Annotated in this window: 18 protein-coding genes and 1 pseudogene; 9 read left to right on the top strand and 10 right to left on the bottom strand. The window is 45.3% G+C overall.

Features of this window, described 5'->3' with window-relative positions; translation table 11 throughout:
• The first annotated feature begins 180 nt into the window (after nucleotides 1-180).
• Nucleotides 181-1,317, top strand: a complete 1,137-nt coding sequence (gene wecB / locus AS888_RS10180) for a non-hydrolyzing UDP-N-acetylglucosamine 2-epimerase (protein WP_061142070.1) — start codon at nucleotides 181-183, stop codon at nucleotides 1,315-1,317.
• A 64-nt stretch (nucleotides 1,318-1,381) separates the two neighbouring features.
• On the opposite strand, the gene AS888_RS10185 is transcribed toward wecB, so the two are convergent.
• Together AS888_RS10185 and AS888_RS10190 are read right to left on the bottom strand one after the other, a co-directional pair.
• Complete coding sequence (locus AS888_RS10185) at nucleotides 1,382-3,070, bottom strand: methyl-accepting chemotaxis protein (protein WP_061142071.1); 1,689 nt, start codon at nucleotides 3,068-3,070, stop codon at nucleotides 1,382-1,384.
• Nucleotides 3,071-3,287: 217 nt separating this feature from the next.
• The gene (locus AS888_RS10190) at nucleotides 3,288-4,649 is read right to left on the bottom strand and encodes an MATE family efflux transporter (protein WP_061142072.1); all 1,362 of its coding nucleotides are present in this window, start codon (nucleotides 4,647-4,649) and stop codon (nucleotides 3,288-3,290) included.
• A gap of 246 nt (nucleotides 4,650-4,895) precedes the next feature.
• On the opposite strand from AS888_RS10190, the gene AS888_RS10195 reads away from it, so the two are divergent.
• A complete protein-coding gene (locus AS888_RS10195; protein WP_061142073.1) occupies nucleotides 4,896-5,303 on the top strand; it encodes a VOC family protein in 408 nt (135 codons plus the stop codon).
• 48 nt (nucleotides 5,304-5,351) lie between these two features.
• Here the strand turns inward: AS888_RS10195 and AS888_RS10200 are convergent, their stop codons facing one another.
• The 4 genes and pseudogenes from AS888_RS10200 to AS888_RS10215 all read right to left on the bottom strand — a co-directional run bounded on the left by AS888_RS10200 (nucleotide 5,352) and on the right by AS888_RS10215 (nucleotide 8,105).
• A complete protein-coding gene (locus tag AS888_RS10200; RefSeq protein WP_061142074.1) occupies nucleotides 5,352-6,122 on the bottom strand; it encodes a sulfite exporter TauE/SafE family protein in 771 nt (256 codons plus the stop codon).
• 29 nt (nucleotides 6,123-6,151) lie between these two features.
• A pseudogene (locus tag AS888_RS10205) lies at nucleotides 6,152-6,615 on the bottom strand (2-thiouracil desulfurase family protein).
• Nucleotides 6,616-7,023: 408 nt separating this feature from the next.
• Nucleotides 7,024-7,266 carry a DUF2584 domain-containing protein gene (locus AS888_RS10210; RefSeq protein ID WP_061142075.1) on the bottom strand — a complete coding sequence of 81 codons (243 nt, stop codon included), beginning with the start codon at nucleotides 7,264-7,266 and terminating at the stop codon, nucleotides 7,024-7,026.
• 47 nt (nucleotides 7,267-7,313) lie between these two features.
• Nucleotides 7,314-8,105, bottom strand: a complete 792-nt coding sequence (locus AS888_RS10215) for an alpha/beta hydrolase family protein (protein ID WP_061142076.1) — start codon at nucleotides 8,103-8,105, stop codon at nucleotides 7,314-7,316.
• A 131-nt stretch (nucleotides 8,106-8,236) separates the two neighbouring features.
• Here AS888_RS10215 and AS888_RS10220 point away from each other — a divergent pair, with 131 nt between their 5' ends.
• Genes AS888_RS10220 through AS888_RS10230 form a run of 3 tightly spaced genes read left to right on the top strand, consistent with a single transcriptional unit; the run spans nucleotide 8,237 to nucleotide 10,811 of the window.
• Nucleotides 8,237-9,229 carry an ABC transporter substrate-binding protein gene (locus AS888_RS10220; RefSeq protein WP_061142077.1) on the top strand — a complete coding sequence of 331 codons (993 nt, stop codon included), beginning with the start codon at nucleotides 8,237-8,239 and terminating at the stop codon, nucleotides 9,227-9,229.
• A gap of 30 nt (nucleotides 9,230-9,259) precedes the next feature.
• The gene (locus AS888_RS10225; protein ID WP_061142078.1) at nucleotides 9,260-10,030 is read left to right on the top strand and encodes an ABC transporter ATP-binding protein; all 771 of its coding nucleotides are present in this window, start codon (nucleotides 9,260-9,262) and stop codon (nucleotides 10,028-10,030) included.
• On the top strand, nucleotides 10,020-10,811 hold the full coding sequence (locus tag AS888_RS10230) for an ABC transporter permease (protein ID WP_260320179.1): 792 nt from the start codon (nucleotides 10,020-10,022) through the stop codon (nucleotides 10,809-10,811). The genes AS888_RS10225 and AS888_RS10230 overlap by 11 nt, the downstream gene beginning before the upstream one ends.
• Before the next feature lie 233 nt (nucleotides 10,812-11,044).
• On the opposite strand, the gene ytkD is transcribed toward AS888_RS10230, so the two are convergent.
• Nucleotides 11,045-11,524, bottom strand: coding sequence for an RNA deprotection pyrophosphohydrolase (gene ytkD / locus AS888_RS10235; RefSeq protein ID WP_260320180.1), 480 nt, complete (start codon nucleotides 11,522-11,524; stop codon nucleotides 11,045-11,047).
• A gap of 87 nt (nucleotides 11,525-11,611) precedes the next feature.
• The gene (locus tag AS888_RS10240; protein WP_061142081.1) at nucleotides 11,612-11,962 is read right to left on the bottom strand and encodes a hypothetical protein; all 351 of its coding nucleotides are present in this window, start codon (nucleotides 11,960-11,962) and stop codon (nucleotides 11,612-11,614) included.
• Nucleotides 11,963-12,198: 236 nt separating this feature from the next.
• Between AS888_RS10240 and AS888_RS10245 the strand changes: the two genes are divergently transcribed.
• Nucleotides 12,199-12,456 carry a DUF6154 family protein gene (locus tag AS888_RS10245; protein WP_057915644.1) on the top strand — a complete coding sequence of 86 codons (258 nt, stop codon included), beginning with the start codon at nucleotides 12,199-12,201 and terminating at the stop codon, nucleotides 12,454-12,456.
• Nucleotides 12,457-12,551: 95 nt separating this feature from the next.
• Here the strand turns inward: AS888_RS10245 and AS888_RS10250 are convergent, their stop codons facing one another.
• On the bottom strand, nucleotides 12,552-12,992 hold the full coding sequence (locus AS888_RS10250) for a Dps family protein (RefSeq protein WP_061142082.1): 441 nt from the start codon (nucleotides 12,990-12,992) through the stop codon (nucleotides 12,552-12,554).
• Between the two features lie 122 nt (nucleotides 12,993-13,114).
• On the opposite strand from AS888_RS10250, the gene ytzI reads away from it, so the two are divergent.
• Entirely contained in the window at nucleotides 13,115-13,270 is a 156-nt protein-coding gene (gene ytzI / locus AS888_RS25035) for a YtzI protein (RefSeq protein WP_081092389.1), read from the top strand.
• A 35-nt stretch (nucleotides 13,271-13,305) separates the two neighbouring features.
• On the opposite strand, the gene AS888_RS10255 is transcribed toward ytzI, so the two are convergent.
• Entirely contained in the window at nucleotides 13,306-13,779 is a 474-nt protein-coding gene (locus AS888_RS10255; protein WP_061142083.1) for an S-ribosylhomocysteine lyase, read from the bottom strand.
• A gap of 206 nt (nucleotides 13,780-13,985) precedes the next feature.
• On the opposite strand from AS888_RS10255, the gene yidD reads away from it, so the two are divergent.
• Both yidD and AS888_RS10265 read left to right on the top strand, forming a co-directional pair.
• Nucleotides 13,986-14,207, top strand: a complete 222-nt coding sequence (gene yidD / locus AS888_RS10260; protein WP_397251469.1) for a membrane protein insertion efficiency factor YidD — start codon at nucleotides 13,986-13,988, stop codon at nucleotides 14,205-14,207.
• 120 nt (nucleotides 14,208-14,327) lie between these two features.
• A complete protein-coding gene (locus AS888_RS10265) occupies nucleotides 14,328-15,284 on the top strand; it encodes a metal ABC transporter solute-binding protein, Zn/Mn family (RefSeq protein ID WP_061142085.1) in 957 nt (318 codons plus the stop codon).
• Nucleotides 15,285-15,322 lie beyond the last annotated feature (38 nt).

The raw sequence follows: 15,322 nt of genomic DNA on the forward strand, positions 1-15,322 counted from the left end.
TCTTGGATCAGTCATGCTTCCTGCTTTATATTGTAAAGTGCCGTTATTAATGGAAGGTTAAGGAAATATAAAGTCCTCATTAATATTGTAAATATTCCGTAAATTATTGTTTCGTTTTCATTTTTCCTCTGAATCTCTCGTTATAATGGGGAGGACAGTTAGCAGGAGGAGGAATGGAGCATGCCTAAACAACGTTTGAAGGTCATGACGGTCTTTGGCACGAGGCCTGAAGCAATTAAAATGGCACCAGTCGTTTTGGAACTGAAAAAACATCAGGACGAAATAGAAACCATCGTGGTGGTCACCGCCCAGCATCGGGAAATGCTTGATCAAGTACTGCAATGTTTTCAAATAAAGCCAGATCACGATTTGGATATGATGAGAGACAGACAGACATTAGAGGATATTACAACAAGGGGCATCGAGGGACTCAGTTCGCTCATGAAGCATATAAAACCGGATATCGTCCTCGTCCATGGAGATACGACGACCACTTTCATCGCTAGCTTGGCTGCTTACTATAATAAGGTCCAGATTGGCCATGTTGAAGCCGGACTCCGCACTTGGAATAAGCATTCACCGTTTCCTGAGGAGATGAATCGGCAATTGACCGGTGTCCTGGCCGACATCCACTTCGCCCCGACCAAGCAGGCTGCCGAAAACCTGCTATTGGAGAATAAACGGACCGACAGCATCCACATCACTGGAAATACGGTGATCGATGCCTTGAAAACAACGATCCAGAAGGACTATTCGCATCCGATCCTCTCTGATTTGAATGGAGATAGGATGCTATTGATGACGGTACATCGGCGTGAAAATATCGGAAAACCGATGCAGGGGATATTCCGTTCCGTGAAGCGGCTTCTTGATGAACATGGGGATATCCAGGTTGTTTTCCCGATTCATAAAAATCCAGTCGTCCGGGAAATCGCCCATGAGGTCTTCGAAGAAACAAAGAGGCTACATATCATCGAGCCCCTGGAGGTGATTGATTTCCATAACTTCGCGGCACGATCTCATCTCATCCTGACAGATTCCGGGGGGGTGCAGGAGGAAGCACCATCACTTGGCGTCCCGGTTGTCGTGTTGCGCGATACGACGGAACGGCCGGAGGGAATCAAGGCCGGCACACTTTTATTGGCCGGAATCGAAGAAGACCGCATTTACGAGGCAACCCATAATCTGCTTACGAACGAAGGCGACTATGAAAAAATGGCAACAGCCTCGAATCCATATGGGGATGGCTTTGCATCGAAACGGATTGTCGAAATTCTCCTCAAGCATTGTCAAGTGAGGTTCGCCCTTCCATCATGAAAAAATGAAAAGAGAAAAAGCCTGCCGCCTCGCATAGGCGGTCAGGCTTTTTGATTTTCACGTGTTAAAACTTAAACCGGCTCACTTCCATTTTCAAGCTTTCAGCCAAGGTTGCCAACGCTTGGGCACCTTCGGAAATCTGTTCGGTGGCGGTGTGCTGTTCTTCGGTCGCAGCACTTGCATCATTTGCCCTTTCTGCGGAGATGACCGCTATTTCCTTGATAGAATGAGCGCCTTCCGTAACATCTTCAGTCATCACCTGCAGGTCGTCAACGGCAGAGGACACCGAGGCAATTTGCTCACTCACCTGTCCGACGGCCGATTTAATGTTAGTGAATACTTGTAGCGAGCTTGCCGAAGCAGCAAGTCCTTCTTCCGCTTTCTTACTTCCTACATTGATAGACTCGACTCCCCTTCCAGTAGCCTCCTGGATGAACCGGACCATTTTCTCAATTTCCGCTGCCGATATCTTCGATTGCTCGGCAAGCTTCCGGACCTCATCAGCCACCACTGCGAACCCTTTCCCATGTTCTCCAGCTCGTGCCGCTTCAATCGCTGCATTCAATGCCAATAAATTCGTTTGTTCGGAAATATCGGTAATGAATGTTGTCACCCGTTGAATTTCATTCGAGTGACTCGACATGTTTTCCATAATTTTTGCCGACTCGCGAATCGTAGCATTAATCTCCTTCATTTGAGCCGTTACATCATTCATGCCCTCTGCCCCCTGTTGAACGAGTCCATTGACGGTCTTGGCTGAATGAAGCATTTCGACATTGCTCAGGGTGATCCGTTTGATGGCAGCAGCCATTTCTATCATCGAATCGACCGATTTTTCGACAATATCGACCTGAAGGGAGGTGCCTTTCCTATTTTCCTCTGCAGTTGCCGACACCATCTCTGAGGACGCCAGGCTTTCTTCTGAACTTGCCGACATCTGTTCAGCTTGAACAGCAAGCTGTGACGCGGAATCCCTCATATTCAGGACAATCGATTTAAGTCCCCCTACCATTAAATTGAAGGCCCTTGCCATTTCTCCAATTTCATCTTTGTTCCGGATTTTCATTTCTTCAATATCTAAATTACCGGCAGCGACTTGGCCCAGCGCTTCCGTCAGCTTGCGGACAGGACGCGAAATGCTTCTGCTGAGGATGATGGGCAATATGATACTGAGAACGAACCCGCCGATTATCAGCAAAACGATGAATGCCTTCATATCCCCCACCTTCTCATTCAATTCCTTCCTTGTCTCCTGCATATACACATTCTGTTTGCCATCCAGCTTCTCGGCATTATCCAAGATCGTTTTATCCAGCTCAATCGCATTATCGGCAATTTCCATCGCCTTCTTACTATTCCCTTGCTGCATGCTGAAGGTTATCTCTTCAGCCATTCCCATATATTCCAGCTGCGTGCGATGAATCTCTTCAAGCAATTCACGGTCTTCCTTGGAAGTCATGCTTTTCTCAAGCGTGCTGTATGCTTTCTCGAATCCATCATGAGCCGTCTCCCTATTTTCCAGATAAGTGGAATCTTTATAGATGATATATCCGCGAACATCATTAGAGATGGCTTGCTGCTTGTTGATCATCTCCTCGACTAGGCTGATTTTTTTCACCCTATCATCCAATAAAAACGTATACTTGCCATTCAAATCGATGATGATCCATAGATACAGAACACCTATGGCCACCAAAAATAAAAGGATGGACAAAAAACTTGCCCATAATTTTTTCGATACGGATAACTTCAAGATATGCAACCTCCATTTGTCCAAAATTTAAAATTTTCAATCTATATGGATAATATCGGCCAACTAGTACTTTTTTTCCAGTACAATATACATATGTCGAAAAAAATTGGAAAGCATCAAGCTTCCGTTGAGCCGATGGCCTGAATGAAGGCGTCATCTCCAATTCGCGGGTAAAAACAAAAAAAGACCACCAAATGGTGATCTTTTCGGTGAACATTCAATTGACCTTCTCTTTTTTTCCAAGCACCGAACCTTCTCGTTTCGAGTAAAGCAGAATCGTCAGGAATATGACCAGCTCGGATAAGGGGATCGCCATCCATGCGGCATTCGTCCCAAATATCAACGGCAATGTAAGCAAGAAAATCAGCATGAAAATGAATTCACGGCCAACCGTGATCCAAGCTGCCATCTTCACTTGCCCGATCGATTGGAAATAGGTCATCATGACGAAGTTGACCCCCATCAGGATGTAGCCGCTAAAGAATATCCTGATCCCGATTGTCGCAAGCTCCTTAACTTCGCTTGAAAAATCACCGAATAAATCGACGATGAAAGGCGCCGCAGCCTGCCCTAGGAGCGTAATCGCTATTCCTGCTCCCATTGCTGTCAATATGGCGATGCGAACCGTTTCACGCTTCCGCTTTTCATCTTGTGCCCCATGATAATAGCTGACCAGTGGCTGAATGGCCGACCCTATGCCAAGAAACATCAAGAGCATGACACTATGGGCATAATTCACGATGGAAAATGCCGCTAGCCCGTCGGTGCCTGCAAGGCGGGAGAACGCATTATTATGGGCAATCGTAAAGACGGATACCCCGATTTCGGCTAGGAAGCTTGGAAAGCCGATCATCATCGTCATCACGAAAAGCGACTTTTCAAACCTGAACGTAACGAGACGAAGCGTGTTCTTCTTCGTGAAGAAGTGAATGCTGAGAACCAGGATGCCAAGCGCGGCTGCGATGATCGTTCCATACGCGGTTTCCCGTACGCCTAGCTCAAGGACATATAGAATGATGAAGTTCAGGACGAAATTCGAAACGGCCGTAACGATCAGGGAGACCATCGCCAAATTCGGATTGCCATTGTTCCTGACGAATATGCTTAAGGTATTCTCCAGCGTGAAAACAAAACCAAGCATCAGGAATACATTCATGTAGTCCGTCGCAAAAGGAGCGGTCGCCTCATTGGCCCCTAGTGCATATACAAGCTGATTATGAAAAGCATAGGCAACCACGCCTATGATTACGGTAAATATCGTGATCAAAATGATTGAATGGGTGAAGATGAAGCGGGCACGATCATAATCCCTTGCGCCCATGCTTTGCGAATAAAGCGTTGCCCCGCCTACTCCGATCCAAATGGACATCGCTACAAAGATTGTATAAATGGGACCGGCAATATTGACGCCTGCCAGGGCAACAGATCCCAGCTTATTGCCGACCATCACTCCATCGACGACAAAGTTCAATGCCATCAATACCATACCGATCATCGAAGGAATCAAATAACGCAAAAAGACCCTTCCCGTCGATTCCAACTCCAATACATGTTGTTGTTGCTGTTCCCTTAATGACATGCCTATCCTCTCCTGCTGTTTGACCTTACTGAAAATCGTCCATGATGCCGCCGAATCTCTTACAGTACAGTTTTGGCCATCTGCCCTTACCCATGTAACAATTTCTGATAGTACCATCATAACTTAACGAACGTTCGTCAGGCAAGTGGAATCAAAAAAAATCTTGCCCCTCTTATTTCCAGGAAAGAAGGAGGATATGCCAGACCTGTCGAAAAGGTGATGATAACCCGAAAAAGGAGGAGTCAAATGAAGCATCAGGTTACCCCTTATTTAATGTTCGATGGACAGGCAAAGGAAGCTTTGGCATTCTATGAAGATATATTTCAAGCGGAGATTGCTGACCTGCAGACATACGGAGAAGCTGATTTCCCTACACCTGAAGAAGCGGACGATCTTGTTTTGCATGCAAAGATCAAAAAAGGCCATCTGTTGATCATGGTATCCGATACGTTTCCAGGAAATCCTCTTGCAGCCGGAAACAACGTATCGTTGGTCCTCGAGTGTGAGAGCGAAGCCGAAATACGGAGTTTATATGATTCCTTGTGTGCAAAAGGTTCATCTTTAATGGAACTCCAAGATACCTTTTGGGGAGCTAAGTACGGGAAGGTCAGAGATCGATTCGGCGTGCAATGGGACTTGAACTTAACTAAATGACAGCAAATATGGCCGAAGATCCAACCTTCATCTTCGGCCATTTTCTTTTTAAAGCACATGAAAATAATTCAAGACATTTTTCCCAATCAACAAAACAGTGACGCAAATGAACAAAACACGCACATACGATGCGCCTTTCTTGATGGCGAAGTTCGTTCCGACCAATGCCCCGCATACCATGGCAAGCCCCATCGGAATCCCATAGGCGAAGTTGACGGTTCCCATGGATAAAAAAATGATAAGTGCTGCAATATTGCTGCCAAAGTTCAAGATCCTGGCATTCCCGGCAGCCTGGACAAAGTCAAACCCTATGATCAAAAATGAAAATAATAAAAAGGAACCAGTCCCTGGTCCAAGAAACCCATCATAAAACCCAATGGCAAAAATAATGCCAATCAGCAAAAGCATTTTTTTCCTTTTCAGTCCTTTATACTTTGCCTCTTTCCCCCAATCCTTTTTTATCATCGTATAAACCGCGACGATGACCAAAAGAATCAAGATGAGCGGCTTTAGGATCTCTGCGGAAACGAAATGAACAATATAAGCACCCAATGCCGCTCCGAACAAGGTGATGGGAAACAGCTTGATGACGAATGTAAAGTCCACCTTCCCTGCCCGGATGAATGAAATCGTACTCGTCAACGATCCCATCGTGCCTGCAAGCTTATTCGTGGCTAATGCCGCTGAAGGTGAAATTCCCGTAAACAATAAGGCTGGAATCGAGATCAATCCCCCGCCGCCCACAACGGAATCGATGAATGCAGCAACAAAGCCGGCAAGTATTAAAAATAACAACGTATAGAGGTTGATATCCTCCATGTATTCCCCTCCCCCAAAAGCATTACACCTCATTTTTCTCCCAGATGATCGGATAACCGCTCCTCTGACGTGACAATGAATCCATGCCGCCTAAGCAAAGCCGCGGTCACTCCATTACCGGCCCTCTTCGCCCCCATGAATTCACCATTATAAATCGCCGCACTGCCACAGGATGGACTATATTCTTTTAAAACGACCAGCTTCGCCCCAATCTCCTGGGCTTTCATTAAAGTAAGCTTCGCTCCTTCTATGTACTACGCTTTACATCCCTGCCCGTCCTTTCGATGACCTTGGCTTTTCCATCAAGTACATCCACACCAGCACCGCCGACTATCTTCGCTGGCTCCCTCGGTACCGAAAAACCGCCAAGCAGCTCCGGACATACCGATACAGCCTTTTTCTCGCCGATTAATGCCCTGATCCCCTCATCCAGGCTGTGAGTCCCGTTATATCTCACCTCAAAACCCGCCAAACAAGAACTCACCAAAATCATCCAATCACCCCAAACACCATTCTACCATTCTTCTCGTCACAACTGTGACAAGACGTTAGGAGAGGAAATCGAATCATTCACGCCGTGGGACGAATTATCTGCCGGGAACGAATTAGTTGGTGCGTCGGTCGGATTATGGGGGTGGACCGTCGGATTATGGGCGGCGTGGGACGAATTATGGGGGTGGACCGTCGAATTATGGGCGGCGTGGGTCGGATTATGAAGCTGGACGGTCGGATTATTGTCGGCGGCGGTCGGATTATGAAGCTGGACCGTCGAATTATGGGCGGCGTCGGTCGGATTATGGGGGTAGACGGTCGGATTATGGGTTAGTTGGTGTAATTTTTCCAGCCGAATCAATAAAGAAAGCGCCTGCAGTGAAAATCAGCTCTGCAAGCGCTTCTATTATTAGTTAGTGGAGTTCAAAGATAATAATTCGTAGGTGATGATGGTTTTTTCACCGGTCCATTCGACTTTTTGGATCACGGCCGTTCCGCTTGTATCGGATTGTTTCGTTTTTCGTACATCGATGGGGATATCGATCGGGTATAGCCGGTACCCATCTTTAGCGAGCCGGAAAATATTTTCTTCTTCGCGGGTTTCATTTCCTTTTGTAACGATCATCGTGTTGAGTTCGATGGGCATGCCCATGTGAATCTCCTCCTCTTTTCAATATGCTTGGATTATACTTCATTCTATCATTTTTCCGTTTTATTTTTCATCCAAGATGTTAAATCTTCGACTACTTTGCGGTTGACTGCAGGTGGGAAGTAATGGGTGAATGGAGTGAAGTACCAGCTTTCGACATCTTTGTCGTGCAGCTTCAATCTCTTCTCCAGACGATAGGCGTGTTCAATGGCCACATTGTCATCTTTTTCACCGTGAATGATCAGGACGGGAACATTCAAATCTTCAATCGCAAATAAGGGTGTACGGTATTCATACTGATCCGGGCATTTTGTCGGGGTGCCGCCGATGACCCGCTTCATCATCCGGCGCATATCTACCCGTTCGACATATGTTAAGAACATGTCCGATACGCCTCCCCATGTAACGATCGATGCTGCATTCCTGCAGTGTATCCCCGTCCAAAGTGCCATGATGCCGCCGCGGGAAAATCCGAGGATATGGATGTGATCCTTGTTTACCCGTGGATGCTGTTCAAGTAGGTTGAAGCCTGATATCGCATCGTATCGATCTTCGCCTGCAAAATCCTCATCCCCCTCACCGCCTTGATTCCCACGATAAAAAGGGGCGAACACGATGAAGCCTTCCGCTGCATACTGAACGATCCTTGCAGGCCTCACCTTTCCGACATTTTTAATCCCGCCGCGTAAGTATAAGAAGGCATCATGAACTTGGCCATCGACCGGCTCGGCAAGCAATCCCTTTACCTTCAGCCCCTGTGATAGGTAAGTAACCGAATAAAGATTGATATGAGGATGCGGGGATGGAAACCGCCGTTTTGAAATGATCGTTCCGTTTTCCAAGTTCTCCCCTCCTTTCTCTTACTCTTATTGTAAAACATCCGCTTGTTTTTATCCCCTGAGAGGCATTCACATTTTTCACTACTCTTCATACGATACTGTAGGCAAAATACCTATTTATCAAGGAGGAAGCAATGTTGAAAAAATGGTGTAAAGCAGGTGTCATATGTTTGCTTCTGTGCATGCTGATCATTCCGCTCGGGGCTTGTGGCAAAAAGGATACGGTCAGGGTGGCCGAAGTGACCCGCTCCCTTTTCTATACACCTCAATACGTAGCGATAGAAAAGGGGTTCTTTGAGGATGAGGGCTTGAAAATTGATTTGAAAACGACGGCTGGCGGCGATAAAACCATGACCGCGCTTCTTTCCGATGGGGCGGACATCGCTCTCGTTGGCTCGGAAACATCGATCTACGTACAGTCACAAGGCTCGAAAGACCCCGTCATTAACTTCGCCCAATTAACCCAGACGGATGGAACGTTCCTTGTTTCACGTGAAAAAATCGATAACTTCAATTGGGAGATGCTGAAAGGGTCCACATTCCTGGGCCAGAGAAAAGGCGGAATGCCCCAGATGGCCGGCGAATATGTATTGAAAAAGCACGACATCGACCCAAAAACAGATTTGACCCTCATACAAAATATAGACTTTGCGAATATTGCCACGGCCTTTGCTTCCGGAACGGGCGATTTCGTACAGCTGTTCGAGCCGACAGCCAGTGTGTTTGAAAAAGAAGGAAAAGGCCACATCGTCGCTTCTTTCGGCACCGAGTCCGGTCATCTCCCCTATACGGTTTATATGGCTAAAACTAGTTATTTGAAAAAGGACAAAGAGACTGTCGCGAAATTCACAAGAGCCTTGCAGAAAGCACAAAAATGGGTCCAGGATCATGATGCCGCCGAAATCGCCAAAGTCATCCAGCCCTATTTCGAGGATATCAATGTCGAAACGATGGAAACAGTCATCAACCGTTACAAAGAACAAGGCTCCTTTGCCACCGACCCCATTCTGGATGAAGAAGAATGGAACAATCTGCAAGACATCATGGATGAGGCAGGCGAGCTGCCAGCACGAGTCAGCCATGATAAATTGGTGAATACCGATTTTGCAGAAAAAGCCGCAAAATAGCATAGCTACCAGTAAGGAGGATGTCCATCCATGAGCTTTTTAAAAATCCAAGACATTCACCATACTTATTTTTCAAATCAGACGGCAGCGACCGCGCTCGCGGACATTTCCCTCGACATTGAAAAAGGTGAATTCGTCTCTTTTCTAGGTCCGAGCGGCTGCGGAAAGACCACCCTGCTTTCCATTATCGCCGGGCTTTTCCCGCCCACCTCGGGAAAGATCCTGCTCGAAAATAAACCATTGAACGCCGACAGTGACGCTTCCATCGGCTATATGCTGCAGCAGGATTATCTTTTTCCATGGAAAACGATAGAAGAAAATATCTTATTGGGATTGAAACTGATTAAAAAGGATGAAGGCCTTGAGAGGATAAAAACGCTGAAGCTATTAAGCGACGTTGGACTGGGAGGCACCGGGAAGCTATATCCCCGTGAACTTTCAGGCGGAATGAGACAACGCGCCGCACTGGCACGGACATTGGCGGTCGACCCAAAGATCCTGTTGCTTGATGAACCCTTCTCGGCCCTTGATTACCAAACGAAGCTCAAGCTGGAGGATCTTGTTTTTGAAACCTTGAAATCCTTCGGAAAGACAGCCGTGCTCGTCACCCATGATATCGGGGAAGCCATAGCCATGAGCGACCGCATCCATCTATTTTCCCCGAATCCTGGAAGAGTGCACAAAACATTCGAAGTACCTGATGAACTGCGCGGGCTGATGCCATTCCATGCACGCAACCATCCGCAATACCCCATTCTTTTCCAAACAATCTGGAAGGAGCTTGAGAGCCTTGAATATTGACCAACTCCATAAACAATATAAAACCTCTTTGAAAAAGGAAAACAGGCTCATCCGCCTTTATCAGATCCTGATTTTCCTTGTATTTTTCAGCAGCTGGGAGTTATTCTCCCGGATGGAATGGATCGACCCGCTCATCTTCAGCTCACCATCAAAAGTATGGCAGCTTTTCCTACAGAAATTGGGTGATGGCACCCTGCTTTCACATTCCGGAGTGACCCTCTTTGAAACCGTACTCGGCTTCATCATCGGGACACTGCTAGGAACGGTCCTGGCATCACTCCTCTGGTGGTCGCCCCGGTTGTCAAAAACACTGGACCCCTATCTCGTCATCTTGAATGCCATGCCCAAAGTCGCACTCGGGCCCATCATCATCGTCGCATTCGGTCCTGGCTTTCCCTCCATCATCTCAATGGGGGCAATCATCTCCATCATCATCACCACCATCGTCGTCTACACCGCATTTCGCGAAGTCGACCCGAACTACCTGAAGGTGCTCCAAACATTCGGAGCTACAAGAACACAAGCATTTCGGGAAGCCATATTACCGGCCTCCTTCCCGACCATCATCTCGACCCTGAAAGTCAATGTCGGCCTCTCCTGGGTCGGCGTCATCGTCGGTGAATTCCTTGTCTCGGCGAAAGGACTTGGCTACCTGATCATTTATGGATTTCAAGTCTTCAACTTCACTCTTGTCATGCTCGCCTTGATGATCATCGCCGTCTTTGCCACCATCATGTATCAACTGGTCGAACTCCTCGAACGCAAGCTAATCAAAGACTGACACAACTGCCGATAACCGTCGGCAGTTTTCGTTTTACTCCAGATTAGCTCATGAGCTTGGATTTCGGCTACTTTCCCGATTCTGGCTGCTTTCTCCTCATTTGGGGCAGTTTATTCGTGAGTTTAGGCAGTTTATTCGTGAATTTAGGACTTTTACTCGTGAATTTGAATTTCTCATCCCGATTCCGGCGCTTTCTCCTCAGTTTTGGCAGTTTACTCGCCAATTCCGGCTTTTTATGGCAGGTTACCATCATTCAGCTTTGATACGCTCCAGGGGACGATTTCATCTTTCATGATAAAGCTGAATTCTTCGCCGGGTTCGTCCGGCAATCTATCCAAAAAGATGGGCCCATCCGTTTCGAGATAGGTATCTTTCTTTTCCACTTCACGTAGTTGGGCAAAGTATATTGATTTAACGAATGACTTGATTGGATCGTGAACTTTGTATTGTCCCAGGAATTGCAGTTGCTCAACGATTCCGCCCGTTTCTTCATGCACTTCCCGTATCGCTGCTTGTTCAATTGTCTCTCCTGCTTCCCGCTTGCCTCCAGGGAACTCCAAGCCCCTGCGTTTATGCTTGGTCAAGACCCATCTTCCCCTGAACCTGCTGAGCACGAAAACATGCCAGGACTCGCCAAATACGGTTTTTTCGGAGAGTTCCACCATATATCCGTTCTTGTCGAAAAACCTTTGCATATGTTCCCTTCTCTCCATATATGATATTCGACTCTTCCTTCATTATATGGATAAAAAAACGGACTATCCAGCTTGAATTTTCCTCACGGCAATAAAACGATGCCCTCAATATTCGAGGCCATCGTCCGTTGGCTTTGCCTGTAAGATTCCCATGCTTTCAATATGCCTTCTTCCCTCTTCCGTTCCAAGTTGATGGATCATTTCATAAATTTTTTGGAGTGTGATATCCTGCTTATCATTTTCCCTGTCGAAATGATATTGCAGGTAAGGGACATGTGCTCGGTAAAAGTTTTCTTCGCCTACAGAATAATTGTAATCAAATAATTCGCGCAGCTGGATGACCTCATTATCTGTAGCCTCGATTTCGAAATTCCACGGGGAGCTTTCCCTATCTTGTGTGATCTCCCCAGTCGGAAGCCAGATGTAATATTTTTTCCTGTTTTCGGACACTTTCATCCACCCTTTCCAAATATCCTACGCTTATTTTTCACGTAATTCCCGACATCATACAATGGAAAAATTTGTTTACAGAAGTACAAAGATGTTAAATAATAGATTAAAGTATCTTTCAAAGGGTAAAACATATAATAAGCCCAAGCATCCCTTCAGATTTTTATATGCACCCAGAGGTTTTTTTGATAACCTACATATAAAGAGATAACGGATTTCTAACAAATGTGAGGTGAAAAGTTTTGAAGTTAATTGAAGAATTATACAATATGTACCGTAATAAGCTGACTGGTGATGAAGAAGATATTGATATGCTTACTTTTGCGGTTTTGGAGCAGTTGGACCGTAAGGAAATTTTCGAATTACTTCAAGAAATGGATGATCAAGAGCTTACCAATCTAATGGGCCTTTACATTATTGAAACGTTAAAAGGGAAGTTTGCTCAAAATAGCATGGACGATACGAAACCTACACATTTTCCGCCACGGAATATCCATTAATACATACCTTGTCAGGTGTCCCTCTCTCGATGGATGCCTTTTTGTTTTACGCCCATAAAAAAAAGCCCCGCCGAAGCAGGGACTCTCAGCCAATATTAATGTCCTAAGTATGCACGAAGCATCCATGCATGTTTATTGAAGCTTTTCTTCATGCTTGTCAGCATATCAGCCGTAACTGGGTCTTCCTCTTCAGCAGCTTCGATGATTTCAAGGAACTCTTCCGAAAGCTTCTCAAAGTCATTGATGACGCTTTGGACCATATCTTCCGTATTTTCGTTGCCTGTCGCTTCTTCAAGGGTCGTTAATTCTAAATACTCTTTAAGGGTAGCAACTGGTTTTTCGCCGATCGCCAGCAATCGCTCGGCCAATTCGTCATAATTGGCTGTGATTTCCACATATAACTCTTCCAATTTTTGGTGAAGTTCAAAGAAGTGGGGTCCATTCACGAACCAGTGGTAATTGTGGATTTTTGTGTAAAGGACACTGAAATTGGCAATTTCCTTGTTCACTAATTTTCCTAATTTTTTCTGAGCCATAAATATCTACCTCCGTAAGTTGGTTATACTTTATGATTCCCTCTAATCAGAAATTGAAACATATTCTTATCGCTTCTTATGCTAAAATGAATGTAAATTGTGAACGTTAGGAGCTGTGAAGAATGATCACGGTTTTAATCATTTCCATTATTGTGATTCTGGTCGTCTTGGCTTTATCCATCCTGACTATCGGAAAAGGATACAGTTACAAGCATACCATCGATCCGATCGATCCTTTGCCCGAGGAAGAGGCGAAGAATGAAGAACCGCGAAAATAAAAAAAATCCTGTCACAAAATGACAGGATTTTTTCATTAACCGAAAACTTTATGAAGATCTTGTTTATCTTGCGCAAGCCAGAATTTCATTAACTTCTTGGCACCTTCAAGGTCATGCAGCTTCGCTTGGCCGCATTGTTTTTCATTTGCAGCAGGAATTTCCGTGATTTCAACAGCATCCTTGAATGTGTCTTCAAGGACATCGATAATTTCCGTTACTGTCGGCTCACCGCTGACAACAAGGTAATACCCCGTTTGGCAGCCCATTGGCGAAATGTCGATAATATCGAAATGGCTGTACTGCTCAGAATGCTTACGGATATTGAATGCAAGCAAATGTTCCAAAGTATGGATCGTATCCGGCTTCATCGCTTGTTTATTTGGCTGGCAAAAACGGATATCGAATTTATTGACAACACCATCTGTTCCGACCTTATGGACACCGCAATGTCTTACATATGGGGCTTTAACAGCATCATGATCTAATTCAAAGCTTTCAACTGAAGGCATTCCATTCACTCCTTAATAGTATTTCCTCTCTATTTTACCTTGAAAGACAATTTATTTCATCCTTTTAAATAAATTCTTATTATTTCCATCGGTTTTATTCAGTTTATTCCTGCTTCACCATTATTGGCACAAAGGAAAATATGCTATAATGAATGGCAGTGAAATTACGTGAAAAGAGATGAAGCATTTTGTTTAAAAAATTTTTAATGGGAATCATTCGTTTTTATCAAATTGCCATTTCTCCATTAAAACCGCCTACCTGCCGTTTTTACCCGACTTGTTCCCATTACGGACTGGAAGCGATCAATCGGTTCGGTCCAATCAAAGGAAGCTGGTTGGCCATCGTCCGGATTCTTAAATGTCATCCGTTCCATCCAGGCGGCATCGATCCGGTTCCGGAAAAAAAGAAAAAAGATGAAGGCCATTAGAAAAAAGCCTTGCTTTCTTGCTAGAATTTTTGTATTATACAGAAGTCAAATCGTAATGATTTCGTTTTTACACATACATTTCAAATCGTAATCAATCCGAATTAAAAAGGAGCAATTCATATGAAGAACCGAGCATGGCTTTCGCTTTTCCTGGTTATCGTGCTGCTGTTATCAGCCTGCGGAAACTCGAAGGAAAAAAATACCGCTGATTCAAAAAAGGATACTTTGGATATATATACGACGGTTTATCCTCTGCAATACTTCACGGAGGCGATTGGCGGGGAATACGTTAACGTCGATACCGTTTATCCTCCCGGAACGGATGAACATTCGTTTGATCCTTCACAAAAGGATATCGTAAAAATGGCGGAATCGGACCTATTTTTCTATATTGGCTATAATCTTGAAGGTTTCGTAACGAAGGCCGAGCCGATTTTAAGCAAAGAGGGAGTCACTACGGTCGCTGTAGGTGAAACGGTCCACTTGGATGCAGCTGAGCATGCACACGAAGATGAGCATGAGCACGCACATGAAGAAGACGGTCATGACCACGGCGGGGTCAATCCCCATTTGTGGTTGGATCCGATTTATTCCATTGAAATGGCAAAAAGCATCAGGGATGAGTTGACGAAGCAAATGCCTGAGAAAAAGGAATATTTCAACAGCCATTTCAACGAGCTTGCTAAAAAGCTGAACGCACTTGATGAAAAATTGGCAACGACAATCGAGGCTGGCCGGACCAAAAAGATCATCGTTTCCCATTCCGCTTACGGGTATTGGGAGGAACGCTACGGCCTTGAACAGATTGGCGTCACAGGGTTAACGTCATCCAATGAGCCTTCCCAAAAGGAACTGGCAAAAATCGTGACCATGGCGGATGAGGAGGATTTGAACTATGTCATCTTTGAGCAAAATATCAGTTCCAAGCTTACCGAGATCATCCAAAAGGAAATGGGAGCGAAATCGCTGACGCTCCATAACCTTTCCGTGCTGACGGATAATGATATTAAAGCGGGTGAAGATTACTTCAGCTTAATGGAAAAAAACATAAAAACATTGCAAACGGCATTGCAATAAGCAAAAGAAGCGGAACCCGATTGGGCCGCTTCTTTTTT

The organism is Peribacillus simplex, assembly GCF_001542915.1.
Lineage (GTDB): Bacteria > Bacillota > Bacilli > Bacillales > DSM-1321 > Peribacillus > Peribacillus simplex_B.

Bases quoted from the DNA above. Each gene is read 5' to 3' on its own strand.
- wecB (WP_061142070.1), top strand. From the start codon at position 181: ATGCCTAAACAACGTTTGAAGGTCATGACGGTCTTTGGCACGAGGCCT.
- AS888_RS10190 (WP_061142072.1), bottom strand. From the start codon at position 4,649: ATGTCATTAAGGGAACAGCAACAACAACATGTATTGGAGTTGGAATCG.
- AS888_RS10195 (WP_061142073.1), top strand. From the start codon at position 4,896: ATGAAGCATCAGGTTACCCCTTATTTAATGTTCGATGGACAGGCAAAG.
- AS888_RS10200 (WP_061142074.1), bottom strand. From the start codon at position 6,122: ATGGAGGATATCAACCTCTATACGTTGTTATTTTTAATACTTGCCGGC.
- AS888_RS10210 (WP_061142075.1), bottom strand. From the start codon at position 7,266: ATGGGCATGCCCATCGAACTCAACACGATGATCGTTACAAAAGGAAAT.
- AS888_RS10220 (WP_061142077.1), top strand. From the start codon at position 8,237: ATGTTGAAAAAATGGTGTAAAGCAGGTGTCATATGTTTGCTTCTGTGC.
- AS888_RS10225 (WP_061142078.1), top strand. From the start codon at position 9,260: ATGAGCTTTTTAAAAATCCAAGACATTCACCATACTTATTTTTCAAAT.
- ytkD (WP_260320180.1), bottom strand. From the start codon at position 11,524: ATGGAGAGAAGGGAACATATGCAAAGGTTTTTCGACAAGAACGGATAT.
- AS888_RS10240 (WP_061142081.1), bottom strand. From the start codon at position 11,962: ATGAAAGTGTCCGAAAACAGGAAAAAATATTACATCTGGCTTCCGACT.
- AS888_RS10250 (WP_061142082.1), bottom strand. From the start codon at position 12,992: ATGGCTCAGAAAAAATTAGGAAAATTAGTGAACAAGGAAATTGCCAAT.
- ytzI (WP_081092389.1), top strand. From the start codon at position 13,115: ATGATCACGGTTTTAATCATTTCCATTATTGTGATTCTGGTCGTCTTG.
- AS888_RS10255 (WP_061142083.1), bottom strand. From the start codon at position 13,779: ATGCCTTCAGTTGAAAGCTTTGAATTAGATCATGATGCTGTTAAAGCC.
- yidD (WP_397251469.1), top strand. From the start codon at position 13,986: ATGGGAATCATTCGTTTTTATCAAATTGCCATTTCTCCATTAAAACCG.
- AS888_RS10265 (WP_061142085.1), top strand. From the start codon at position 14,328: ATGAAGAACCGAGCATGGCTTTCGCTTTTCCTGGTTATCGTGCTGCTG.